This window comes from Parabacteroides sp. MSK.9.14, assembly GCF_019041495.1.
Lineage (GTDB): Bacteria > Bacteroidota > Bacteroidia > Bacteroidales > Tannerellaceae > Parabacteroides > Parabacteroides merdae.
Genome location: NZ_JAHPXO010000049.1, coordinates 1 through 25,831, shown reverse-complemented (window position 1 = coordinate 25,831; position 25,831 = coordinate 1). Strand labels below are relative to the sequence as shown.

Sequence of the window (25,831 nt, the reverse complement as noted above, 5' to 3'; positions counted from 1 at the left end):
AAGGATGAGGATGGACTCAAGCAGTTTGTCAATGACCATGAAGGTTTCATATTCGCAGAAGAGGATTCCAAGGAGATGGTCATACTATGTTTCAGGCATTCCGACATGAGGATTTCCCCGGAAGAGTGGGAAAAGATGAACTGTCCGGTATCCGTGCGTGAAATATACGGACAGATGCAGAAAGTAAAGATTGTAAAAGACCATAAAACACATCTGACCACATTCTACTATTAACACAGTATCGCCACATTAAAAATCACCCTGCATCCTGCCACATGCGGCAGGATGGAAATAAGGATATATCATTAAACAGTCTTTTCAATTATTATATATGGAGCTGATTGTTTTTCCCGCGCAGATATTCATTCAGGTCCTTATATCCGGAATATTCATGCGAGAGATCGCATATACGAATTCCGTATTTGTCCTTTAATGCCTGCACCGCATTTTTTCCGGCGGTATCATTGTCCAGACAGCAACAGATGCCGTCATATCGTGAAAGGAAAGAAAAAGCCTTCTGTAAGTTACTGACAGAATTCAACACTATATAATCCCCCTCTTCCAAAGATGGAAAAGCCGGCCTGAAAGACAGAAAATCTATAAACCCCTCAAAAATATAGCAAATCCTGCTCTCCGGCGTGCTAATGATACAGGTGATGTCCTTGGGAGCGATACAAGCCTTGAAATACCTGTTCCGTATCTCGTACCCTCCAGAAATATTAGGGAAAGCGATGGCAAAATAATTCTTCCCGTTCCGTTTAAAATAGGCTTCCCTGCATACTTTTCGGGCAGTTTCCAAATCAATGCACCGTTCCTTCAGATAGGCAAGCAGTATCCGGTTGGCAAGAGGAGTGATTTTCAAGTCCTGAAAGGTGGGATATGCCTTTTCAAATGGACAGGAAAGAATAACCGGTTTCAAAGCCGCTCTTTTATCCTCAATACATCGTAACACATGGCTTATGTCCTGCGTCCGATAAATCTCCTTGGCTAACGTTATAATGTCACCACCCTTTCCCAGTCCGAAGTCATACCACACTTCCTTATGAAGGTCAACCTTAAAGGAAGCCTCCTTTTCCGTCCTGAAGGGCGATTTGTACCATACACTGTTTCCACGCTGTATTACCGGTTCATGTCCGAATCCGGCTAAAAAATCAACAAGCCTGATATTCTTTGCTTCTTGTATGTTCATAACGTCTCATTTATATGGATTTGGGCAAAGAACCGCTTTATATCTGAAACATGAAAAGCAATGGCATCAGATGGCATCAAAAGTCATCAGATGACACCCCGTTTTATTAATCAAGGCATGGACATGGCAATAGATATCACTCCTCCATTTCCATCTTCTTACGTGGATGCTTGGAGGATAAAATTTTCTTTTGTTTATTCATGTTGACATGGGTATATATCTGCGTGGTGGTTATACTGCTATGCCCCAACAAATTCTGGATGTATTTGATATCCACATCCTCTTCCAGCAACAATGTGGCAAAAGTGTGGCGGAAAGTACGCGGAGTGATTTTTTTCCCAATCCCTGTTTCTTCCCGGCATCGCTTGATTAACAGCCTGACGGATTGTGAGGACAGCCTGTTTCCTAACCTATTTATAAAAAACATTCGGAAGGAGCAAACAGATGTTGATATTGCCTGAGTATTTTTAACACCTCCACCGAACAAATCTGTATGATCCGTTCCTTGCTGCCTTTTCCAAAAACTTTAATAGTTGCCTGCTTTAAGTCAACGGCATCACATGACAACTCGCACAATTCGGAAACGCGTATACCGGTGGCAAATAAAAGTTCTACAACCGCAATATCCCTTGTCTGTGCCTTATAGGCATAATCGCCCGTATCAGGATTATCCGCCCTTAATTTGTAAAGATATTTAAGTATCTCTTTCACCTCATTGCACGTCATTATCATCGGAAGAACATAAGGCTCTTTAAAGTGAATACTCAATTTTCTGAAAGGGTTCAGAAAGTCATCGTGCTCAAAATCATAGTAGTTAAACAGAGCCTTCAGGGATGCCAGTTTTCTCTTCACCGTTTTAGGCTTGTAAGTCGATATATGTTGCAGGTACGTTTTCAGCATATCTTTTGACACCTGCTCAAATACAACCGAAGGATACAACTCATGAATATACCTTTTAAACATATACAAGTCAGAACGATAAGCATAAATTGTCTTTTCATTCAAGTTCTTTTCATATTGACAATGGAAAAGAAAATCTGAAATAACCTGGTCTACAGCTGTCTTCCGGCAATAACTCATATCCGATTTCATCATAATTTTATGGATTATAGTTTTTCCTGCGAAGAAACTACATTTCAAATTCAATTACCTATAAATGAATATCAGAAACCAAGTAAACCAACATCAATATTTAGACAATGATACGTAAAGCTATGTTGAAGAAGTGTAATGAAATCTGAAACATAAAGCTCTTAAACTTGATTCTCTGATGGTTATCACCTCACGAAGATTACATTATTGAATCCTTTGTTTTCTAATTTTTTATCTCTATATTTGCAATAGTACTCCAAAAACATGAAATTTTATGTTGTATCAAAAACTCTCTATAGACAATTTCTTGTGTTTCGACCATTTCGATATACAGTTTGCACCTAGTGTGTCCATTATTATCGGACGCAATGGTGCTGGAAAGACCACACTCATTAGAGCTATGGTTTACTCGCTTTATTTTATGTTTACGAATGACCGTTCAATGGGGGATGACTTCTTGTCGGCAGGAAATCCTGATTTAAAAATGAAATCCATCAAATATGATGAATTTCATAGAAGAAAAGATTCAGAGGATGTAACTGCTGATGCCAATTTTCATGGACAAATAACTTTTCAAGGAGAAAATATAGAATGGGATATGTATCGCCGTTCAACTAGTGGATCTTCACTTAATCCATCACGCTATAGGCCTGCTTATCAACATCTGATGCAATTGTATAGGAAATACGATGAATTGCCATTACTCGCATATTTTTCGGATTCTTTTCCGCATACACTCACAAATATATCCTCCTTTGCCAAGCAACAAATGGCTGCAAATGGAAAAACATTACGCAACTTTGGCTATTACCAATGGGATAATGAAACAGCATGTGTGGAAATATGGCAACGACGACTATTAAATTCAATGGCTAAACTAAAACAGCTAGATGATGATACAGACACATTCACACGTAATGAAGTTGCATTTGTTACTAAAAAGTTGACGCAGTTTTCTCTAGTACTTAATCGTGATATATGCGATACTACTTTTGAGATAGATCGCCTTTTCTATTTATTTGATGAAGAACAAAAACCAGAACTGTGGCTTCGTTTAAAATCAGAAAAGGAAATCAAATTTGACAGACTTCCAGCCGGATATAAACGGTTATATTCCATTGTCTTAGATCTGGCATACCGGGCTTATTTGTTAAACAGGCGAGTAGATGTAGAACCTACAGGATTAGTTATGATAGACGAAATTGATTTGCACTTACACCCTTCGTTAGAAACAGAAATTGTAAAACGGTTTACACAGACATTCCCAAAATTACAATTCATAATGACTTCCCACTCTCCATTAATAGTAAGCAACTTGTCAGCGGACGAGAAACAAAATAAAATATTCAGACTTGTAGCTGGAGAGAAGCAACCGCATGAATTGCCAGACCTTTTTGGTATTGATTACGATGATGTATTACTGGATTGGATGGGAGGAGCTCCTAGAAACGAGGAGATGGAATTTCTACAAATGGCAATAAAAAGAGCTATGCAAATGGAAAATACACAACTACTCAACATGAGACGCAAGGAATTAGAAAAAATGTTGGGAGAAAAAAAAGCATTGCAATTAATCAATAAATGGAAGGAAGAATAACCTCGCATCATTAGATATATGTTTTGGATTGATAAGCATAATAAAGGAAGGCGGCGTAAAGGTCATCAAATTGTAAATCGTTTCCTATGTGAATCGTGGAATGAACAAGATGGACAATATGTAAATTGTACTTATGCTTCATTTAAGAGAAATCATAAAATGGAGAAATTGCTTTACAGGGAACAGAATGGATTCTGCTGTTATTGCATGAGGCATATGGAAGTAAATCAACACATTTCCTTAGAACATGTGATGCCTCATAACTCTGTAACCAAACAAAACAAGATAGATTTTAAGAAGATTAATTATTATAAACGGTTTAATAAGAATTTTAAACAAAATGTCGTTTACAAACATCTAAACGGTACAAGGCGAAAATGGCGCAGCGGACCACCATATCCTCATTTTTGCGCTTATGAAAACCTAGTATTGTCATGCGATGGTAGTCTTTTCATTGATGAAGACAAGGAGAAAAAATTATATCCTTCTAAAATGCATTTATGCTGTAATGAGCATAGAGGAAATAAATTGATTGTCCCATTATTTTTCATTCCTAATATAAACGATTTAATTATATACAATAAAAATGGAACTATTGGCATATCGAAAATAGTCAAGTCCTCCCAGCGTCAGATTGAATTATCTAATACTATTGAGGACTTAGCATTGGAGCATGAGCGCTTGAGAATCATTCGGCAAGCTTGGTATCATATAGCTACAAGTCGCATATATAATATAGAAGAAGTAAAGGCTGCTATTAGTGATGAACCTTTACGGCAAAATATTATGATGGATAGTGGCATTCCTCTTGATATCGTAAATCGGATTAAACATCCTATATACTGGTCCTTACTGTGTGAATATTTTTGGTTCTATAAACACTTCACACCATAAATATAAATATGCAATTTCCTCTCAAGATTCCTTTAAGGGGTATAGATGTAATCTTGATGGGTACAAAATTACTAATTCTAAGCTATGATATCAATCAATAATAAACAGTTGGACGGACTCTGTTATGACTTTGAATATCAAGTAACAGACAAGGATGAGTTAGCAAATAAAATTTGCCAACTCATCCTTGGAAATTGTGGTCATGTATCAAAAGTTATTAATGGATTAGCTTCAAATCCAAGAGAGGTGGACAAGAAAGCTGTTGATTTTTTGATTAAAGAGTTAGAAAAGAGAAATGTAACCAAAGAAGATATGTATAAGATTGATGGATGGTTATTTCAAATGATCTCTTGGTTACAATTAGCCAACCAGAATAAAGGTAATATTTTTTTTCAACAATCACCTCATTCACAGCCTTCCATGCACGGATTTGATGGTTTTGCTATAAAACTCACACCTGATAATATGATAGAGCGAATTGTGATAACAGAGGATAAATGTACAAATGATGCTCGCACAACAATTCGAGATAAAGTATGGCCAGAGTTTTCTGAAATGGAGAATGGAGTGAAAAATAATGCAATCTTCCAGCAAACAGAAGCGCTGATTGGGCATAGGTTAGGAGAACAATTTGAACACATTCAAAATGATATTGTAAATGAAAAATATCGTCAGTATCACGTCAGCATAACCCGTCAGAAAATTCACAATTCTGATGAAGGACGGAAAAGACTGTTCAAAGATTATGATACAGTAATTTCAGGAGGCGATGTTCACAGAAGATCGGCAGCAACAATCTGCTTAGATGACAAGGAACGGGAGTGGATGAGCGATTTGCAACAGAGAGTTTTAGCGAAACTGAAATCATACATCTAACACTATGTACAATTTCGTAACTGAAGAATTGATAAAAAAAATTCCTCATGTGGAAGGCTTTACTGAAGAGTTACTACCCGTAACTCTAACAAAGATTTATGCTCAAATAATTAGCCTTAGCGCAAAATATGAGGATGGTGAGCCTTTTGATTTGGAAGTGCTTAAAAGTGATGGGAAAAAACTTAATATACTATCTAACACCCTAGAACTGTATCTTTTTGCAAATTCCCAGACTGATAAACGAAAATCAATGGCTTTTGTTGCAGCAACTGCCCGAAAACTCTTGTTCAAAATAAAAGAAGTACACGAGGATGAGGTATTGGATTTGAATTATATTCCATCCGACCTTTATGCATCTCTCTTATATGTTATAAGTGGTAATTTTGCTGATGCACAAGAGGTTGCGGAGGGTTTCTGTGTACGCAGAGAGGCTGACCAATATGTGAAGAAATTATATAACTCTATCAAACTTCTGGTGAGCGGCAATTTACATGAACTACAAAGTTTGACGATCAATGAACCAAAGGAATATAATGATTTACAACAATATACGGAATGGCTACTTTGGAAAGAACTAGTGACGGGAATAAAGCAGTTTTCAATTTCGCTATTGGGTAAAAAAGCGTATACAATCAATTCTTTTTTAAAAGTCAGAGAACTGTCTGTTTATGAGGATAAGCTCATTGCTCTCAGAGACGTATATGTGGCTCCATATATATTGTCAACTCTGTTTATACTATCGTGTGAGGAGATGTGGAGTCATGCTGTGATTAATGTATCTACTCCCATAGGAGTGAAAAAGAAAAGTTGGCAAGAGGCATTAAAAAAGCAAGCGGTAGTAAGACCTTTTTTATGGGAGAACCATTTGGATGCAATCAGTAAGGGGATATTGAATGTTGGTGTGTCGTCAGTGATTACTTACCCTACAGGTGCAGGAAAAACAACTCTTTCTGAATTGAAAATAGCCTCTTGTTTGCTGGCAGATAAGCGGGTTATATATCTTGTTCCTACTCATGCATTAGAAAATCAAGTTAACAACAGTTTGAATAAGTTGACTGAAAGAATGAATATGTCAATTCGGAATAGAGATGCAGAGTTCTCTTGGTTTGAAGAGGAGGAGGAAGATAGTACTATAATGGTGATGACACCTGAGCGTTGTCTTGCGTTATTACGCCTGAACCCAGAAAAATTGAATAATGTGGGATTGGTTGTTTTTGATGAGTTTCATTTGGTTAATGGCAATTTTGATGACAAACGTGCGAATGATGCTATGACGCTTGTTGTGGAACTGCTCGACATTATACCTAAAGCAGATTATTTTTTCGTTTCTGCAATGGTACGGAATGGAGCTGATGTGGCTGGTTGGATTAAGTCGGTGACTGGTCGCGAGTGTGTGTTACTTGACAACCCATGGAAGCCTACTTGTCAGTTGCAGGGATGCTTGGTCTATAATGAGGAAGAAATCAATAGATTAAGGAAAATTATTACTGTATCAAAGAGTAAAAATAAGAGTAAAAATCCGACAGTAGCACTACAAAGAATGCTGAAGGTAAATCCCCACTGCATATTCAGTTTGAAATCAACATGGGATGATGTAAACAAAGCAAATTATTGCTTGGTGGAGTTAACAGGCAGAGATATTCATCTGAAGGCAAATAGTGAGTGGAAACTTTCAGCAAACTACAACTATGTGGCTGCAGAGGTGGCAAGTCGTTATGCAGCTATTCATTACAAGACAATAATCTTTGCGACCAAACCTGTTGATGCCAATTCAATACGTAACCATATAAATGAACTTTTGAAAGGGAAAAATGTTGACTGGATAAAGCGCTACGAAAGTGAAAAGTATAATGCTATAACAATGGAATTAGGCGGTGAAAAGTATTCGTATCTTTTTGAATCAAATTCAGCTACTGTACATCATGGTAATCTGTTGCCAGAAGAGCGTATTATCTCGGAGCATTATTTCAAAAGCAAGGACGGCGTGAATGTGTTGGTGGCTACACCTACCTTGGCTCAAGGTATCAATTTACCAGCTGATATAGTTCTCATTGCTGGCGACAAAAGATTTGATGGAAATAGCATGGAGCAAATCAAGGCTCACGAGATATTGAATGCAGCAGGAAGGGCTGGTCGAGCAGGTTTCCGTTCGCACGGAACGGCTATTCTGATACCATCCATCATTGCGACCTATCTGGATAATGTGGTAAAAGGTAATTGGATGACGGTGCGTGATGAGATTTTTTCTAAAGGCGATCGCTGTCTAGATATAAAGGATCCTCTTGCAGATTACTTTAATGCCGAGATAAATGTGGATAGTGATTTAATATTGAATCATTTTAAGTCAGATGTGGCTGATGTGAAACGTAAGTATGGAAAGACATTCTATGCATATCAAATGAGCGTGAAAGGTAGGGCAACAGAGTTTAATACCCATTTGGATGCTATGGTTGGCAATTGGGTAGAAAATGTAGAGCAGCCCAAGTGGCTGTCTGTGTTGTCTGCAAAGACCAGTGTTGATCAGGATTTGTTAATGGTATTCTATGAATCCATCAACGTGCCCTTCATAGCTAACCTGGACAGTCAAAATGTTCTGTATATACTAGGACATTTGCTGTCTGTGATGAAAGAAAATATGGAATTGATGGATAAATTCTTTTCAAGTTCGATAAATGCTGAAAATGCTAGAAAATTTGTACTCTCTAAAGATATTAACATTTGGACGGAAAGTGGAATCAAAAAGTTCTTTACGCTTGTTGAAATGTACGTAAAAGGTCTGTCTTTATTGGAGATTGAACAGACCATGGAATGCAAACAAGATAAAAAGCTGTTACATGCGAGACAATTTGTACTCAAAATTATTCCAGATGTAAGTTATACTTGCGGTGCTTTTGTTCAGGTGCTTATAGAAAAACTGAATTTACATGAAGAAAACTCCGATTTACCTACTGATATAAAAGTTTTTGCCTCATGTATCAAAGAAGGAGTGTTAACCTATGAAATGCTCAAAGAGAAATATAATAAAAAGTATATGAGAGTAGAATGTCATTATAAATGTCGGAAAACAAAAACATAGAAGTGATTTAGAGCCCGTTTAAATTTTCTTCAATAATAATTTAAACAGGCTCTAAAATGATAAAAAAGCTATTTATATTTGCAGAAATCGAACTTTTTACCTACCTTTGTATCGTCAAAAAGATAATGATTGTCGAATTGATAAAGAAAAGCGATGAATTTAGTGTAAAGCTAATTCGATGGTTTTTATAAGATATAAAGCAAAAAGAGGATGTAAATCAAGGAATTAGAATAAGTCTAATCAAAAGGTTCGATTCCTGGTGGCACCACTGAAAATCAAGCAGTTACAATTATTTGTGACTGCTTTTTTGTTTTTATGGCAAATGAGTTTGTTTGTGTTACATACGAAAATGCAAAACAGGATTAAATTTGATTATAGGGAAAGGAGAAGAAGCGGTTTAATTGTGTCATACTGCTAAAGAATGACATACTAAAACTATTTTATCTCCCGTTAATTCTTTACATTTGCCACAAAATTATAGCGATTATGACAGAATGCAAGGATGAACACATATTAAATTCCATTGATTACCCGGAGGATTTGCGCAAGTTGTCCCCCGATAAATTGGGAGAGGTATGTGCAGAGTTGCGTCAATATATAATAGATGTACTATCGGAGAATCCGGGACATCTTGGGGCAAGTCTCGGTACGGTAGAGCTGACGGTTGCACTACACTATGTTTTTAATACTCCCTATGATCGTATTGTATGGGATGTGGGGCATCAGGCGTATGGTCATAAAATACTGACTGGACGTCGAGAGGCTTTTCATACGCTCCGAAAATTTAAAGGAATCAGTGGATTTCCTAATCCTCTGGAAAGCCCTTATGACGCATTTGTTGCCGGACATGCTTCAAATTCCATTTCGGCGGCTATGGGTATGTCGGTCGCTTCTGCGTTGAAAGGGGAAAAAGACAGGCATGTAATAGCTGTGATCGGTGATGGAGCCATGACGGGTGGGTTGGCGTTCGAAGGTCTGAATAATGCGTCGGCTAATCCAAACAACCTACTTATCATTCTCAATGATAATGATATGGCAATAGATCATGCGGTCGGTGGGTTGAGTCAGTATTTGGTGGATATCACAACCAGTCAGGCATATAATAAAATGCGTTATGATGTGTACCGCGGATTGCGGAAGATGAAACTGATCAATAATGACCGTCGGGGAAATATCCTTCGTTTTAACAATAGTCTGAAAGCATTGCTTACTCAACAACATAATCTGTTTGAGGGATTCAGCATCCGTTACTTTGGTCCGATCGACGGGCATGATGTCGGTTATATGATCAAGGTTCTGAATGATATAAAGGATATGGAAGGTCCGAAACTATTACATATCAAAACTAAAAAAGGCAAAGGATTCAAGCCTGCTGAAAAGTCGGCAACGGAATGGCATGCACCAGGGCTGTTCAATAAAGAAACAGGAGAACGGATCATTGTCCATAAGTTGAACGAACCTCAACTTTATCAGGATGTTTTCGGACATACCCTTGTCGAGCTGGCTGAACAGGACGAACGGATCGTGGGGGTCACTCCTGCTATGCCGACAGGTTGTTCTATGACTTATATGATGAAAGCGTTTCCGAAACGGGCGTTTGATGTCGGGATTGCCGAAGGGCATTCGGTAACTTTCTCTGCCGGACTTGCCAAAGAGGGAATGATCCCATTCTGCAATGTCTACTCTTCTTTCATGCAGCGGGCATACGATATGGTGATACACGATGTTGCACTTCAGAATCTTCATATGGTAATCTGTCTGGACCGTGCCGGTCTAGTAGGCGAAGACGGGGCGACCCATCACGGGGTGTTCGACCTCACTTATCTGCGTCCAGTCCCGAACTTGGTTATTTCATCTCCTTTGAACGAACTGGATTTAAGGAATTTGATGTATACCGGGTATAAGGAATGTAACGGCCCTTTTGTGATCCGTTATCCACGCGGTAAGGGAGAGATGGCAGATTGGAGGAATGAGATGCATATCCTTCCGATCGGGAAAGGCAAGAAACTTCGTGATGGGGATGATATTGCGATCTTGTCACTTGGACCTATTGGCAACGAAGTGATAAAGGCCATAAAGGAGGTTGAAAGTGATGGTATATCGATTGCCCATTATGATATGATTTTTTTAAAACCGATGGATGAAGAACTGCTGCATGAAGTCGGTAAGAGGTTCAGTCGTGTCATCACTGTTGAAAACGGCGTAATCAAAGGTGGACTGGGCAGTGCTGTTTTGGAATTTATGGCTGATAACGGATATGCTCCTCAGGTAAAACGGATTGGTGTGCCGGATGAGTTTGTCGAACATGGATCGATTCCCGAACTGTATAAACTGTGTGGTATGGATGCCAAAAGTATTGCAGGAGAAATAAAAAAGATGGTTATCAGAGGATAATATATCCTTATAATTAATCTATTATATAAAATGAAAATTATTATAGCCGGAGCCGGTGAAGTAGGAACCCACCTGGCAAAAATGTTATCACAGGAGAAGCAGGATATTATCCTGATGGATCCGAATGAGGAACGTTTGAATTTCACGAATTCAAGCATGGAGATCCTTCCTATGGTGGGTAATCCGACATCCATTCGGGACCTGGAAGAAGCCGGTATCAGAAAGGCCGACCTGTTTGTCAGTGTCACGCCGGAAGAAACGACCAATGTGGCAGCCAGCATTCTGGCTTCTAAATTAGGAGCACATAAGACGTTGGCGCGTATCAACAATTACGAATATTTGCTCCCTAAAAACAAGGAACTGTTTGAAAAAATGGGGATCGATTCCATGATTTACCCGGAAATGCTGGCAGCCAAAGAAATTGTTACGGCTGTCAGACGCCCGTGGACTCGGCAATACTGGGAGTTGTTCGGAGGCGCTCTGATTCTGATCGGTGTAAAGGTGCGCGATAATTCCCGACTTGTGAACAAACATCTGTCCGAATTACTGAACGAACAGAAACTCTATCATATCGTTGCCATCAAACGGCAGAACGAGACCATTATTCCCCGTGGTACGGATCGTATAGAATCGGGAGATATCGTTTTTTTTACAACGACTAAAAGCCATATCGAAGACGTCCGGTTGCATGCGGGCAAGCGAGACCCCGAAGTAAAGAAAGTCATTATTATGGGTGGAAGCCGTATTGCGATCCGTACCTGCCAGTACCTTCCGAACAATATCCGTGTAAAAGTAATCGAGACTAACAAAGAAAAGAGTCACCGTATAGCTGAGGTTGTCCCTGGAAATGTCTTGATCATCAATGGAGACGGACGTGATACCGATCTGTTGATGCAGGAAGGGATCAAAGATGCACAGGCATTTATCGCACTGACGGATAATTCGAGTACGAACATCTTGGCTTGTCTGGCTGCTAAACGCGCCGGAGTATTCAAGACTATCGCTAAGATCGAAAATATCGACTACATACCTTTAGCGGAGAGCATGGACATCGGCTCGGTTATCAATAAGAAACTGATTGCTGCCAGCCATATCTACCAATTCCTGTTGGATGCAGACGTGTCGAACGTGAAGTGTTTAACTTTTGCCAATGCAGATGTGGCGGAACTTGTTGCCCGTCCCGATTCGAAAATTACCCGTAAGCAGGTAAAAGATCTGAATCTTCCGAAAGATTTGACGTTGGGCGGATTGATTCGTGACGGTGAGCCTATGATGATCAAGGGTGATACACATATCCAAGCTTATGACCACGTTGTGGTGTTCTGTTTGGATACGGCTATGCGTAAATTGGAGGACTACTTTAATTAATTGTCAATGGACAACTCTGGGTTGTCTCTTTTCTCTGTTCAATGTGTCAATTGTTAATAGCATATTATGCTGAACATTCGTTTTATAATTAAGATGTTAGGGATGATGTTCATCCTTGAGACGTTGTTTATGCTGGCTGCAACGGCAGTCGCTTTCTTATATGAAGGAAATGACTTCTATCCGCTTCTTCAGTCGAGTGGTATCATGTTCGGAACGGGAGTCCTTTTTATGCTGATCGGACTACGAGCCAATGAACATACGGCCGGGCGCAGGGAAGGGATGCTGACTGTTACATTAACTTGGGCTCTTTTCTCCCTTTTGGGGATGTTACCATTCTATTTAGGTGGCTATATAGATAATGTGACGGATGCTTATTTCGAAACGATGTCTGGTTTTACGACGACAGGCTCTACCATATTGACCGATATCGAAGCTCTTCCGCACGGGATATTGTTTTGGCGGAGCCTTACGCAATGGCAGGGCGGTATTGGAATGATCGTGTTTACCGTAGCGCTGATGCCTATTATCGGAGGTGGGGCTACCCAGATGTTCAATGCCGAGACTCCGGGTATCACGCACGAACGTTTCCGTCCGCGTGTTACCCAGGTGGCCAAGCGCCTGTGGGGAGTTTATTTGTTCCTGACCATTATCCTTATTGGTCTTTTATGGGCGGGTCCAATGGACTTGTATGACGCTGTCAATCATGCGCTCACTTGTATTTCTACAGGTGGCTATTCCACGAAAAATGCCAGTATCGCTTACTGGGACTCTGCCTATATCGAATATATAATTACGATTTTTATGTTTATCGGTGCGACCAATATTACTTTGATATATTTCTTTTTTAACGGTAGGCCCAAGAAGTTATTTGCGGATGAAGAAACACGCTGGTTTTTCTGGTTCGTACTGATTATTACGGCAATATCGACAGTCTGGATCATGTATAAAGGATTTGTGGACGATTTTGGTACAGCTTTTAGGCAAACGGTATTCCAGGTCGTGACATTGGTGTCTACATGTGGGTTTGCAACGGTCGATTATATTCCGTGGGGACCGTTTTTCTGGCTGTTAGCGCTAGTTCTGATGGTGGTATGTGGTTGTGCTGGCTCTACTTGTGGAGGTTTGAAAATGGGCCGTTTTGTGATTTTGACCAAGAACCTCTTTAATGAGTTTAAGAAGCAGACGCATCCACATGCCATTATTCCGGTACGAATGAACGGGCATGCTGTTTCTGGTGATATCGTCCACCGGGTATTGGCGTTCGCTTTTGCCTATATTGCTTTAATATTTGTCAGCTGTATGGTGCTGATGATCGATGGGGTAGGATTTGAGGAGACGATCGGGGCTACTATCTCTTCGATCAGTAACGTTGGACCGGGACTTGGTAGTCTGGGACCGGTCGGAAACTATGCTGATGTTCCGGTGGTATCGAAATGGTTCTTGTCTTTTCTGATGATGGTCGGACGTTTGGAGATCTTTACGGTGCTGACAATCTTGTTGCCGGGGTTTTGGAAACAATAATACCAAAAAAGATAGTTCGGATATACGCTTTTGTCTAATTTTGCGTTATAATAGGTGCGAATCATAAAGACGTAAGATACATGATAGAATATATCAAGGGAGAGATAGTAGAACTGACACCGGCCAGGATGATCTTGGAATGTGCCGGAATCGGTTATGAACTGAATATCTCCTTGAATACATATACTTTTTATAATGGGAAACCGACCGGGAAGATTTACGTGTACGAAGTAATACGTGAAGATGCCCATTTGCTTTTTGGCTTTGCAGGAAAAGATGAGCGCGAACTGTTTCTGATGTTGACTTCCGTGTCGGGAGTCGGTCCCAATACTGCCCGGATGATCCTTTCTTCCCTGTCACCATCCGAATTGATCCGGGTGATTGCTGATAAGAACGAAACAGCTCTGACGTCAGTCAAAGGAATCGGATTGAAAACAGCTCAACGTATTCTAGTTGATCTCAAAAACAAGGTAAAGCCGATAGAGGGAATGACAGTGACAGGTGGCTCCTCTTCTGTCGCTGCCAGTGGTGCTGTCACAGAAGAAGCAGTGGCGGCATTGGTTATGCTTGGATTCCAGAAGGCCGCTTCGCAAAAGGCGGTTAACTCGATATTGAAAGGTTCGCCTGCACTGGCTGTCGAGCAGGTCATTAAAACAGCCCTAAGAATGCTTTAAGCAATGGATAATTGGCAATTGGCAATTTAGGAGAATTTGGAATTGTCGGTTGTCATTGTCTGTTGTCAATTGTCAATTAACATGAGAAGGACACTGAAATTTATACTCTGGATAACAATTCTACTGTTTGGTGCAGGTCTGTATTCTATGAATACGGATTTTCTGGCCTATGAGATGTCGTTGCCGGATACTGAACAGCTGGTCGTTCCGGATGATACGGTGCCGAAGGTGCGCACCCGCTTTCCGGTAGCTAAGACGGTCCCTGAAGAATATCAGGATCTTACCAAGCAGTCACCTGCTGACTTGAAGACGCCGGATAACGTGAAATCAGTGGTCGAATATGATATCAGAACCGGGACATATGTAGTCCGTACCAAGTTAGGTGATGCCGATCTGACTACTCCTATTTCGTTGACCCCTGAGGAATACCAGGATTATAGTTTCCAAAAATCCGTTCAATCCTACTATCGCCAGAAAAACGAGGAAGAATTTCAAAAGGCGGCTAATAAGCAGTTCAACTTAGCTGATATGCAGTTCAATATCGGTGCGGCGGAACGTATCTTTGGGCCGGGCGGTGTCCGGGTGAAAACGCAAGGTTCGGCCGAAGTGGAGTTAGGCTTGAAGCAGAATAAAACCAAAAATCCCTCTTTGCCGGAACGTGCTCGTAACCGTACCTTCTTTAATTTCGATGAGAATGTTCAATTGAATGTACAGGCATCGGTTGGTAGCAAAGTGAATTTCGATATGAACTATAATACCGAAACTTCTTTTGATTTCGACTCCAAAAAACTGAAATTAGCTTATACCGGGGAGGAAGATGAAATTATCAAGTCGCTGGAAGCCGGAAATGTAAGTATGACAACCAGTAACTCCCTAATCAACGGAGGAGCAGCCCTGTTCGGTATGAAAGCGGATCTCCAGTTCGGGAAGCTGCGAGTCAATGCGTTGTTTGCACAGCAGGAGTCGGAATCGAAAACGGTCAGTTCTAAAGGGGGCGTGCAGACAAAACCTTTCGAATTGACGATTGACCAGTATGACGAGAATCGTCACTTTTTCCTGTCACACTATTTTCGCGACCGCTATGATGAGGCGGTGAAGAACCTGAATACGATTTCCTCTCCCGTCACGATCAGCAAGGTGGAAGTTTGGGTGACAAACAAACGGGCTACTTATGACCAGGCGCGTAACGTGGTCGCTTTTGCCGATCTGGCCGAGCATGATAATATTTCGAATACGGCGGTCGTTTCTCCTTCGGGGGCGCTGTCTATCCCCTATAATAATACGAATACATTATATAATACCCTTAACCAACAATTTACCGGTGCTCGTGATATCAGCACGGTAAATCAGGCGTTGGGAGGAACTTTTGTTAACGGTACGGAGTATGAAGAAGTGGAAAGCGCTCGTTTGCTGGATGCGTCCGAATATACGGTCAATACGAAGTTGGGGTATATCTCGCTGAAAACACAGTTGCAGGCAGATGAGGTATTGGCTGTCGCTTACAATTATACTTATTCGGATGGAAAGACTTATCAGGTTGGTGAGTTCTCGACTGACAATCCTTCATCGGCTGCCTCTTGCCTGTATGTGAAGTTGTTGAAAGGAATTACCATGTCGCCTGATATGCCTTTTTGGGACCTGATGATGAAAAATATCTATTCATTAGGAGCTTACTCTGTCCAAAAAGAGAAGTTCAAGTTGAATATCATGTATCAAAGCGATACAACCGGTACGTATGTCAACTATTTGCCGGAAGGGGCGATTGCCAACCAAATCTTGTTACGAGTGCTGAACCTGGATAGCTATGATTCCAACAATCAGCCGCATCCGGATGGTATATACGACTTTATTGAAGGTGTGACCGTCCTTGCCGATAATGGGAAAATTATTTTTCCAAGTGTGGAACCATTCGGCTCCTATCTGCGTAAAAAGATTAACAATGATGCGATTGCTGACAAATATGTATTCCAGGAACTCTACGACTCGACATTGACTGTCGCCAGACAGATTGCTGAAAAGAATAAGTTCAAACTGGAGGGGGAATACAAAGCCTCTTCGGGTGCCGAGATACAGTTGGGAGCTTCCAACGTAGCGCGAGGTTCAGTGAAAGTAACGGCTGGAGGAGCGATATTAACCGAGAATGTAGATTATACTGTTGACTATACTTCCGGCGTGGTAACGATCCTGAACGAAAGTATTATTTCTGCAGGCACGCCGGTCAGCGTCTCGCTGGAAAACCAGACAGCCTATAACATGCAGCGTAAGACCATGATGGGATTGGACTTGAACTATCAGTTCAACTCGAATCTGATGGTAGGCGCTACCATCATGCACATGTCCGAAATGCCGTTGACCACCAAGACGACGATGGGCGACGAAGCGATAAAGAATACGCTCTGGGGTGTCAATATGGCTTATAAGGGCGAGAGTCAGTGGCTTACCAATATGTTCGACAAGCTGCCGTTGCTGAACCTAAGCAAACCCAGCCAGATATCTTTCAATGCGGAGTTCGCTCATTTGATTGCCGGGCATTACGAAAACAAGAACACGGGTGGATATTCGTATCTGGATGACTTCGAGTCGACACAGAGCAATTTTGACCTCTCCGACCCTTATCCCTGGCAGTTGTCCAGTGTGCCTTATGACGATGGTACGCCCCAATTGTTCCCGGAAGCCGGGCTGACCAATAATATCGATTACGGGAAAAGTCGTGCTTTGCTCGCTTGGTACACGATCGACGGATTGTTCACGCGTAAAAATTCTTCTTTGCGTCCGAAATATATTACGACAAAAGATTTGTCCAACCATTATGTCCGTGCTATCGAGACGAGAGAGTTGTTCCCGCAACGGCAGCAAAGCATGAGTGAAAGTAATACGTTGACAGTTCTGAACATGGCTTACTATCCGCAGGAACGCGGACCGTATAACTTGGATGCCGATAATATTAATCCTGACGGAACATTGCAAAACCCGGAAAAGCGTTTCGGTGGAATGATGCGAAAGATAGACCAGAGTGACTTTGAGACGGCGAATGTCGAATATATCGAATTTTGGATGCTCGATCCGTTCATTTATGATCGTCAGACAACAGGGGGGGATCTGTATTTTAATTTGGGTGAGATATCGGAAGACATATTGAAGGATGAAAAGAAGTTCTTCGAAAACGGATTGCCAATCGATGGCGATACGTCTAAGGTCGATTATACTGTTTGGGGTAAGGTTCCAAAACAGCAGAGTACAGTTTATGCCTTCGACAATACGGCAGGTGCACGTCTGTTGCAGGATGTCGGCCTGAACGGTTTATCCTCGGATGAAGAAAAGGAATATCCGGCTTACCAGGATTATCTGAATAAATTACGCCAGAAATTGAATGCGGTAACCCTAACCGAGATGGAGAACGATCCGTTACAGCTGTCCCCTTTCTTTGATCCGGCCGGTGACAAGTTCCACTATTTTCGTGGTTCGGACTATGATTCTCAGGAGGTGGATATCTTAACACGTTACAAACGCTATAATGGAACGGAAGGAAACTCGAAAGATATCAACGATTCGGGCGAGCGCTACAGCACTTCTTCCAAGACCGTGCCTGATGTAGAAGACATCAATCAGGACAATACTCTGAATAAAAATGAAAAATATTTCGAATACAAAGTCAGGATAACTCCGCAGGATACGGTTGTCGGTGAAAACTTCATTGCGGATAAACGTACTTCATCAGTAAGATTGGCGGATGGTACGACAGAATCCGTTACCTGGTATCAATTTAAGATTCCGGTAAAACAATACCAGCGTCGTGTGGGGGCAATCAATGATTTCAAGACGATTCGTTTCATGCGTATGTATATGACAGGATTTAAGGAATCGGTCGTGTTGCGCTTCGGTACTCTGCAATTGGTACGCGGAGAATGGCGATCCTACGAGCAGGATTTGTCCGATCCGAAGATGCCGCCCGCAGTGAAGGGTAAATTGGAAGTCTCGACTGTCAATATCGAGGAAAACAGTGACAGGGATCCGGTCAGCTATACATTGCCCCCGGGCGTCAGCCGTGTACTGGATCCAAGCCAGCCTCAGATCCGTCAGGAGAACGAACAGGCGCTTTCTTTAAAGATAACGGACCTTGCCGCTCAAGATGCACGTGCCGTGTATAAGAATACGAATTATGATTTGCGGCAGTATAAACGCTTGCAACTGTTTACCCATGCCGAGGCTCCGAAATTGGATGTAAACGATCTTGCAGATGGCGATCTCGCTGTTTTTATCCGCCTGGGATCGGACTATAAGAATAACTATTACGAATATGAAGTACCGTTGAAATTGACTCCGCACGGGGAGTATAACTATAACAATTCGGAACACCAGAAAATCGTTTGGCCGGCAGAAAACATGTTGAATTTCCGTTTGGAGATTCTGACGGACCTGAAACTGGAGCGTAACCGGGAAAAACGGTCCGGTACGAATGGAGTGTCTTTCCAGACTGTCTATTCTGGTAGGGATCCGGACAACGATGGTAATACGATCCGTGTCAAAGGTAATCCGAGTCTTTCCGAAGTGAAGACAGTCATGATCGGTGTGCGTAACGTGCGTAATAAGTTGAAGAGCGGGGAAGTTTGGGTGAACGAATTGCGCCTGACCGACTTCAATGAAGAAGGTGGGTGGGCTGCTAATGCGAATTTGAATGTTGCGCTTTCCGACTTGGGAACGGTGAATGTGGGCGGACGTATCGAAACGGCTGGTTTCGGTGCTCTCGACCAGTCGTTGAACGAACGCCGGATGGAAGACTTCAAACAGTATAACGTGGCGACCTCTATCGAATTGGGTAAGCTGTTCCCGGAAAAGGCGCAAGTCAGTATCCCGTTCTATTATGCTTATTCGAAGGAAACATATGATCCGAAATACAATCCGCTGGATCAGGATGTCAAGTTGAAGGATGCTATCGACAAGGCGGAAACGAAAGCCGAGAAGGACTCGATTCGTAATTATTCTCAAGATAGGACGGTTATCAAGAGTGTTTCGTTTAATAATGTGCGTGTGAATATCAAGAGTAAGAATCCGATGCCTTATGATCCGGCAAACTTTACACTCGGATATTCGTACAGTATTAATGATAAGAAAAATCCGGAAACGGAATATGAAACGACGAAAGACTATCGTGCTAATTTTGCCTATAGCTATGTGCCTTATGTCAAGCCGATCAAGCCATTCGATAAGTTATTGAAGAAAAACAACGGTTATACGCGCTATGCCAAGCAATTGGCGTTTAATGTGGCTCCGTCTATCAACTTCCAGACGGCCATGATGCGGAATTATTACGAAATAAAATTACGCGACCTGACAGGAGCAGCAACAGGTGTCACTAACGATATTCCGGTGACATTCAGCCAGAACTTCTATTGGGACCGTGCTTTCAGTTTGAACTGGGCTTTTACGAATAACCTGAACATAACGTTCAGTTCCGGTACGAATGCCCGTATCGAAGAACCGTATGTGCAGGTGAATAAGGAACTGAACCCGGACGGTTACCAGTTATGGAAAGATTCCGTGAAGAAGAGCATCGCTGATCTGGGAACCCCGATGAAGTATGACCAGCAGTTTATGGCGACCTGGCAGTTGCCGTTGCAGTTGATCCCGGTTCTGGATTGGACCAATGCTTCTTTGAGCTACAATGCTACTTACAACTGGGATCGTGGAGCGACGGTAAGCGAAGATATCGAGATGGGTAATACGATCAAGAACCAGCGTCAGTTCGATTTGCAGGCGAACTTGAACCTGTTATCTCTCTACAACAAAAACAAATATTTGAAGAAGATCAACCAGAAGTTTAACAATACCCGGACTACGGCTAAAAAAACGGAGAAGAAGAAAAAGCCGAAATTGGAAAAAGAAATTGTCTTGAGTCCGGACAGCGCTACGGTTGTCGAGCATGGAATGTTTACGAAAAAGGTGCAAATCACGGCCAGAAGAACGGACGGGCGTGTCTACAAAGTCAAGTTCAAGCCGATCAACTTCGCACAAGTTAAGATTTTGAACCAAGACACGGTGCGCTTGAAGTTGACGATCATACCGGGACCGGCCCCTACTGAGGATTTTCTTTACAAGGCGGTTGAACACAGTGCCCGCTTTTTGATGATGGTGCGCCGTTTCAATATTCAGTTTACGAACTCTGCCGGTATGATGCTGCCCGGTTTCCGTCCGGAGATCGGTGATATCTTTGGCCAGGGACGTTCTTCATTCGGACTTTCCCCGGGGATCGGTTTTGCGTTCGGTGACGTGCGTCGTAGCTATATAGACGAGGCATATGAAAAAGGCTGGTTGATTACGGATACCGAGAGAGACGTGAATGCCGCAGTCATGACCAGTACGAAAAATCTGAATATACGGGCGAACCTCGAACCGATCACTGGATTGAAGATCGACTTGACGGCTCTTCGCAACGATACGCGTAATACGGAAATACAATTTATGTATGAAGGTATGCCGGAGATTATGGGGGGAAACTTTACCATGACGACAATCGCGCTGGGAAGCGCATTCGGAGGCAGTGGCAATGCTATGAATAACTATTCTTCGAAAGCTTTTGACAAGTTGTTGGCAAACCGCGAGATCATTGCCCAACGTATCGAAAGCAAGTATTCCGGCTTGAAATATCCGGATGTGGGCTTTATCCATGATAAAGGCTTGGGAGGAATGCCTTATAATCCGGGAACAGATAATGTGAACGGCGTCAACCGGAATTCGGCGGATGTCCTGATTCCTGCATTTCTGGCCGCTTATACCGGTAAGGACCCGAAGAAGGTAGGCTTGACGGCTTTCCCTTCGTTGAAGAGCATGTTGCCTAACTGGCGCGTTACTTACGACGGCTTGATCAAGATTCCGGCTGTCAAGAAATATTTCAAGAGCTTGACGTTGAGTCACCAGTACCGTTGTTCTTATTCGGTAGGTGCTTTCACATCCTTCTTGAATTGGGTGGATGCCGGGCAGGACGGACTGGGATATATCCAGTCGATTCTGAACGATAACCCGACACCATCGTCTCCTTATTCGATTTCGTCTGTCAGCCTTACCGAAGCGTTTAGTCCTTTGTTGGGTGCAGATGCGACGCTGTTGAATAACGTGACGGTTCGGGCGGACTATTCGACTACCCGCAATTTAAGCCTGAACACGACATCCTACCAATTGGTCGAAGCACTTTCCAAGAAAGTGACGATCGGTTTGGGTTACAAATATGCCGAGTTCAACAAGGTTTTGAAGATGAAGAAAACGCGTGATTTCAGCAATGACCTCACCGTTCGCCTCGATTTCTCGTTCAACAAGATGCAGTCGTTGATTCGTAAAATCGACACTCAACTGACGCAGGCTACTAGCGGTAACATCGCAAAGACAATCTCCTTCTCGGCTGATTACGGTTTGAGCCGTGCGTTGACGGTCCGTGCATTCTATGATATTCAGATCAATGAACCGTTGATATCGAGTGCATCTTATCCGACTTCAAACTCAAACTACGGTATCAGCTTGCGGTTCTCTCTTGCACAATAATCCAGTTTCTCTATCACTCTATCACACTTTGTTTTGCAAGCATTGACAAACATGGTGTGCAAGGAGTGATACATACCGGATTCCTGTATTACACTTGTATCACTACCTGCCGTTGAAACGGGTAGCCGGTATTGTTTACAAAAACGCAGGGAACCGTGCCGATATACATCTGTGTGGAGATAGTTCCCTCAACATAAAGGTCCTTTTTTACTAAAACAAGTAGGAAAAGAACGAAAAGCAAGCAGAAAAGTTTGGTAACATGCCCATCTTCCGCCTTTCTACACCCGGATGTTACCGCTCTCCACACCCGGATGTCCGGAATGGCTACACCCGGATGTCCGGAACTCGTACTTCTTACCAGTCAATCTTTTGAATACCTTTGCTTTGGAGGAAAGTATTCGCCTTGCTGAAGTGTTTACAGCCGAAGAAACCATGGTCAGCAGAGCGTGGAGACGGATGCACGGTTGTCAGCACCAAGTGTTTATGGGTGTCGATAAGGGCGATCTTCTCTTTTGCATAACTTCCCCACAGCATGAATACCAGATTCTCACGTCCATCGCTCAATTTCTTTATCACTGCATCTGTAAAAGTTTCCCATCCCATATTCCGATGTGAGCCGGTTTCGTGAGCCCGTACAGTCAGGACCGAGTTCATAGGAAACACGCCTTGCTCTACCCAACGGTCCAGATTGCCGGATGTGGGGATCGGTTTGCCTAAGTCTTGGTGTATTTCTTTGAATATGTTGGCCAGTGATCCAGGAATGGGAACTCCTTGCGGGACGGAGAAGCAGACTCCGTAGTATTGCCCCGGATTGGGATAAGGGTCTTGTCCAAGTATAACAACCTTCACTTTCTCGAATGGACAGGCATTAAAAATATGGAAGATCTGGTGTCCGGGAGGAAGCACATGGGCGCTTCTGTATTCGTTCTTGACAAATGTGACCAACTGCTCAAAGTATGGTTTATCAAATTCTTCCTGAAGGCGTTTTCGCCAGCTTTCTTCTATTTTGACATTCATGGCATAGCATGTTAATTGGGACAATGCAAAAGTATATAATTTACAAGAGATTATCAAGAAGACAACAAAGATACGACGGATATCTTATCCGGATATTGACTTAATTCTACAATAAATGTGTATAGTCACAAACTCCCTGAAAATATTTCAGAATAAACGCAAACTTATCTTTCAAAGAGATTCAAATTGTATCTTCTTTTTGAAATAAACAAATAAAAAACAGACAGCCACCGATAAGTTAACTATATTTGTCAGCAGATAAGAAGTTACATGCAAAAAAATGACAAAATAAAACTTAATTCCTACCTGGCTCCCCTTTCCTTTTTATATGGAATTGGGATATGGTTGCGAAATCGACTTTTTGATTGGGGTATTTTACATTCCGAACAATATTCTATTCCTGTGATCTGCATAGGAAACTTATCTGTAGGAGGAACGGGTAAAACTCCCCATACAGAATATATCATACGTTTACTGAAAGATAAATATCGCATTGCAGTATTAAGCCGAGGGTACAAAAGAAAAACATCGGGGTTTATTCTTGCTGATTCTGAAAGTTCCAGTTTGGAGATCGGAGATGAACCTTTTCAAATGAAAAATAAATTTCCGGATATACTTGTCGCTGTCGACGCTAATCGCCGCCGGGGGATTCAAAATCTTTTATCCCTCCCTGAAAAAGACAGACCTGAAGTAATTTTGTTAGATGATGCATATCAACATAGATATGTGCACCCTTCCCTTTCGATCGTGTTGAGTGACTACCATCGTTTATTTTATAATGATAAACTAATGCCTACCGGACACCTGAGAGAACCGATAAGTAATATAAACCGAACAGATATCGTGGTTGTTACTAAATGCGACGAAGATATGAAGCCGATCGATTTTCGTGTTATTGAAGAAAATATGAAGTTGCGGGCTCACCAGTTACTTTTTTTTACCAGCATCGTTTATGGAGAAGTTAAACCTGTATTCCCCTCGGAAGCTCGTTTCTTAAACCATAAAAATATTGGAAAAGAAGATGATATATTGTTGATATCAGGTATTGCAGTTCCCACTCCATTTATTCGTGAGGCAGAAAAGTATTCAAATAAAGTGTTGCCGGTCGTTTTTCCTGATCATCATACGTTTAGCAAGTCAGATTTCAAGAAATTGGATGTGATATTCGAAAAGATGACTTCACCGGGAAAATTGATCTTAGTAACAGAAAAAGATGCAGCACGTTTAAAAAACAGTCCTCTTGTTCCGGAAAGTTGGAAGAAATATTTATATTATCTACCGATTGTAATCAGGTTTTACAATGAGCAGAGTTTTAATGAGACAATAAAAAAACATATTATCACATTTCCTAAAAATAATATATTACAAAACAAATATGAGTAACAGGACAGAAATATCAACATTAGGCGAATTCGGTTTGATTCGCCACCTAACTGACAGGATTGAAATAAAGAATAATAGTACGATAAAGGGCGTAGGCGATGATGCGGCAATCCTCTCCTATGAGGATAGACAAGTGCTTGTCACCACCGATCTATTATTGGAAGGTATTCATTTCGACTTGACTTATGTACCTTTAAAACATCTCGGATATAAATCGGCTGTTGTAAATTTCTCCGATATTTATGCCATGAACGGCCAGCCTAAGCAGATCACTGTATCACTTGGTATTTCCAAACGTTTTTCTGTTGAGGATGTAGAAGATTTTTATGCTGGGCTAAAGTTGGCCTGTGATGTGTATGGAGTCGATATTGTCGGAGGAGACACTTCTGCTTCTTTAACAGGGCTTTGTATCAGTATCACTTGTATTGGGGAAGGAGAAAGAGACAAAGTTGTTCTTCGCAGTGGAGCCCAAGAAACGGATTTGATATGTGTTTCCGGGGATTTAGGAGCTGCTTATATGGGATTGCAATTATTAGAACGCGAAAAAAGGATATTTAAAGGTGAAAAAGATTTCACACCGGATTTTACAGGCAAAGAATATCTGTTGGAACGTCAATTGAAGCCGGAAGCTCGTAAAGATATTATAGAGATGCTTCGTCATGCGGGGATTATCCCTACAGCAATGATGGACATATCAGACGGTCTGTCTTCCGAACTTTTGCATATTTCAAAAGAAAGTAATGTCGGATGTCGCGTATATGAAGATAGAATTCCTATCGATTATCAAACGGCTGCAATGGCTGAACAATTTAATATGAATTTGGTAACTGCAGCTTTAAATGGTGGTGAAGACTATGAATTACTTTTCACTGTTCCTCTCACTGATCATGATAAAGTATCTGAAATGAAAGGTGTTAAAGTAATCGGTCATATTACAAAACCCGATCTCGGTAACTACTTGGTAGGTCGTGATGGAGGCGAAGTCGAACTAAAAGCACAAGGCTGGAATTCTTTGGAAGAATAAAAATCAGTAAAAAGTAGCTCTGCCTATTGCAAGACTCAAAAAAGATTCATATCTTTGCACCCGTTAAACAAAACAACGGTGCCATAGCTCAGTTGGTAGAGCAAAGGACTGAAAATCCTTGTGTCCCCGGTTCGATTCCTGGTGGCACCACCAAAAAGCTTTTCAATTTTAGAAAACCCTTGAATTAGAGATA

16 protein-coding genes and 1 tRNA gene are annotated in these 25,831 nt (G+C 41.7%); 13 read left to right on the top strand and 4 right to left on the bottom strand.

Annotation, left to right across the window (positions count from 1 at the left end; genetic code table 11):
• The coding region (locus tag KTG12_RS19130) for a DUF4121 family protein (protein ID WP_216945513.1) at window positions 1–234 on the top strand (234 nt) is incomplete at its 5' end.
• Between the two features lie 91 nt (window positions 235–325).
• Here the strand turns inward: KTG12_RS19130 and KTG12_RS19125 are convergent.
• The 3 genes from KTG12_RS19125 to KTG12_RS19120 form a co-directional block, all read right to left on the bottom strand.
• The gene (locus KTG12_RS19125) at window positions 326–1,189 is read right to left on the bottom strand and encodes a toprim domain-containing protein (protein ID WP_057088957.1); all 864 of its coding nucleotides are present in this window, start codon (window positions 1,187–1,189) and stop codon (window positions 326–328) included.
• A 136-nt stretch (window positions 1,190–1,325) separates the two neighbouring features.
• Window positions 1,326–1,616, bottom strand: coding sequence for a tyrosine-type recombinase/integrase (locus tag KTG12_RS21940; RefSeq protein ID WP_250833476.1), 291 nt, complete (start codon window positions 1,614–1,616; stop codon window positions 1,326–1,328).
• Window positions 1,604–2,284, bottom strand: a complete 681-nt coding sequence (locus tag KTG12_RS19120) for a tyrosine-type recombinase/integrase (RefSeq protein WP_250833475.1) — start codon at window positions 2,282–2,284, stop codon at window positions 1,604–1,606. The genes KTG12_RS21940 and KTG12_RS19120 overlap by 13 nt, the downstream gene beginning before the upstream one ends.
• Before the next feature lie 271 nt (window positions 2,285–2,555).
• Between KTG12_RS19120 and KTG12_RS19115 the strand changes: the two genes are divergently transcribed.
• The 9 genes from KTG12_RS19115 to sprA all read left to right on the top strand — a co-directional run bounded on the left by KTG12_RS19115 (window position 2,556) and on the right by sprA (window position 22,214).
• Window positions 2,556–3,878, top strand: a complete 1,323-nt coding sequence (locus KTG12_RS19115; protein ID WP_216945512.1) for an AAA family ATPase — start codon at window positions 2,556–2,558, stop codon at window positions 3,876–3,878.
• Window positions 3,879–4,094: 216 nt separating this feature from the next.
• On the top strand, window positions 4,095–4,772 hold the full coding sequence (locus KTG12_RS19110) for a hypothetical protein (protein ID WP_230391796.1): 678 nt from the start codon (window positions 4,095–4,097) through the stop codon (window positions 4,770–4,772).
• An 84-nt stretch (window positions 4,773–4,856) separates the two neighbouring features.
• Complete coding sequence (locus KTG12_RS19105; protein ID WP_057088906.1) at window positions 4,857–5,648, top strand: hypothetical protein; 792 nt, start codon at window positions 4,857–4,859, stop codon at window positions 5,646–5,648.
• 4 nt (window positions 5,649–5,652) lie between these two features.
• Window positions 5,653–8,724 carry a DEAD/DEAH box helicase gene (locus tag KTG12_RS19100; RefSeq protein WP_216945510.1) on the top strand — a complete coding sequence of 1,024 codons (3,072 nt, stop codon included), beginning with the start codon at window positions 5,653–5,655 and terminating at the stop codon, window positions 8,722–8,724.
• 486 nt (window positions 8,725–9,210) lie between these two features.
• Window positions 9,211–11,118 (top strand): 1-deoxy-D-xylulose-5-phosphate synthase, encoded by a 1,908-nt coding sequence (dxs, locus tag KTG12_RS19095; protein ID WP_138273265.1) that lies wholly within the window; start codon window positions 9,211–9,213, stop codon window positions 11,116–11,118.
• 30 nt (window positions 11,119–11,148) lie between these two features.
• Window positions 11,149–12,486 (top strand): Trk system potassium transporter TrkA, encoded by a 1,338-nt coding sequence (trkA, locus tag KTG12_RS19090; protein ID WP_005640429.1) that lies wholly within the window; start codon window positions 11,149–11,151, stop codon window positions 12,484–12,486.
• Between the two features lie 66 nt (window positions 12,487–12,552).
• The gene (locus tag KTG12_RS19085; RefSeq protein WP_122205084.1) at window positions 12,553–14,007 is read left to right on the top strand and encodes a TrkH family potassium uptake protein; all 1,455 of its coding nucleotides are present in this window, start codon (window positions 12,553–12,555) and stop codon (window positions 14,005–14,007) included.
• Between the two features lie 80 nt (window positions 14,008–14,087).
• Window positions 14,088–14,681: a Holliday junction branch migration protein RuvA gene (gene ruvA, locus KTG12_RS19080; RefSeq protein WP_005645946.1), complete on the top strand. Its 594-nt coding sequence runs from the start codon at window positions 14,088–14,090 to the stop codon at window positions 14,679–14,681.
• 81 nt (window positions 14,682–14,762) lie between these two features.
• A complete protein-coding gene (gene sprA, locus KTG12_RS19075; RefSeq protein WP_138273264.1) occupies window positions 14,763–22,214 on the top strand; it encodes a cell surface protein SprA in 7,452 nt (2,483 codons plus the stop codon).
• A gap of 354 nt (window positions 22,215–22,568) precedes the next feature.
• Here sprA and ung read toward each other — a convergent pair whose 3' ends face one another.
• A complete protein-coding gene (gene ung / locus KTG12_RS19070) occupies window positions 22,569–23,231 on the bottom strand; it encodes a uracil-DNA glycosylase (RefSeq protein WP_005640440.1) in 663 nt (220 codons plus the stop codon).
• A 270-nt stretch (window positions 23,232–23,501) separates the two neighbouring features.
• Between ung and lpxK the strand changes: the two genes are divergently transcribed.
• The 3 genes from lpxK to KTG12_RS19055 all read left to right on the top strand — a co-directional run bounded on the left by lpxK (window position 23,502) and on the right by KTG12_RS19055 (window position 25,791).
• Window positions 23,502–24,614 (top strand): tetraacyldisaccharide 4'-kinase, encoded by a 1,113-nt coding sequence (gene lpxK / locus KTG12_RS19065; protein ID WP_022321291.1) that lies wholly within the window; start codon window positions 23,502–23,504, stop codon window positions 24,612–24,614.
• Window positions 24,607–25,638 (top strand): thiamine-phosphate kinase, encoded by a 1,032-nt coding sequence (gene thiL / locus KTG12_RS19060; protein ID WP_005640445.1) that lies wholly within the window; start codon window positions 24,607–24,609, stop codon window positions 25,636–25,638. The genes lpxK and thiL overlap by 8 nt, the downstream gene beginning before the upstream one ends.
• A 77-nt stretch (window positions 25,639–25,715) precedes the next feature.
• Window positions 25,716–25,791, top strand: a tRNA-Phe gene (locus tag KTG12_RS19055).
• Window positions 25,792–25,831: the final 40 nt, after the last annotated feature.

Coding starts and splice junctions, on each gene's coding strand:
- ung (WP_005640440.1), bottom strand. CDS start 23,231: ATGAATGTCAAAATAGAAGAAAGCTGGCGAAAACGCCTTCAGGAAGAA.
- KTG12_RS19110 (WP_230391796.1), top strand. CDS start 4,095: ATGGAAGTAAATCAACACATTTCCTTAGAACATGTGATGCCTCATAAC.
- KTG12_RS19120 (WP_250833475.1), bottom strand. CDS start 2,284: ATGATGAAATCGGATATGAGTTATTGCCGGAAGACAGCTGTAGACCAG.
- KTG12_RS19085 (WP_122205084.1), top strand. CDS start 12,553: ATGCTGAACATTCGTTTTATAATTAAGATGTTAGGGATGATGTTCATC.
- ruvA (WP_005645946.1), top strand. CDS start 14,088: ATGATAGAATATATCAAGGGAGAGATAGTAGAACTGACACCGGCCAGG.
- trkA (WP_005640429.1), top strand. CDS start 11,149: ATGAAAATTATTATAGCCGGAGCCGGTGAAGTAGGAACCCACCTGGCA.
- KTG12_RS19115 (WP_216945512.1), top strand. CDS start 2,556: ATGTTGTATCAAAAACTCTCTATAGACAATTTCTTGTGTTTCGACCAT.
- KTG12_RS21940 (WP_250833476.1), bottom strand. CDS start 1,616: ATGTTTTTTATAAATAGGTTAGGAAACAGGCTGTCCTCACAATCCGTC.
- dxs (WP_138273265.1), top strand. CDS start 9,211: ATGACAGAATGCAAGGATGAACACATATTAAATTCCATTGATTACCCG.
- KTG12_RS19100 (WP_216945510.1), top strand. CDS start 5,653: ATGTACAATTTCGTAACTGAAGAATTGATAAAAAAAATTCCTCATGTG.
- thiL (WP_005640445.1), top strand. CDS start 24,607: ATGAGTAACAGGACAGAAATATCAACATTAGGCGAATTCGGTTTGATT.
- KTG12_RS19105 (WP_057088906.1), top strand. CDS start 4,857: ATGATATCAATCAATAATAAACAGTTGGACGGACTCTGTTATGACTTT.
- sprA (WP_138273264.1), top strand. CDS start 14,763: ATGAGAAGGACACTGAAATTTATACTCTGGATAACAATTCTACTGTTT.
- lpxK (WP_022321291.1), top strand. CDS start 23,502: ATGCAAAAAAATGACAAAATAAAACTTAATTCCTACCTGGCTCCCCTT.
- KTG12_RS19125 (WP_057088957.1), bottom strand. CDS start 1,189: ATGAACATACAAGAAGCAAAGAATATCAGGCTTGTTGATTTTTTAGCC.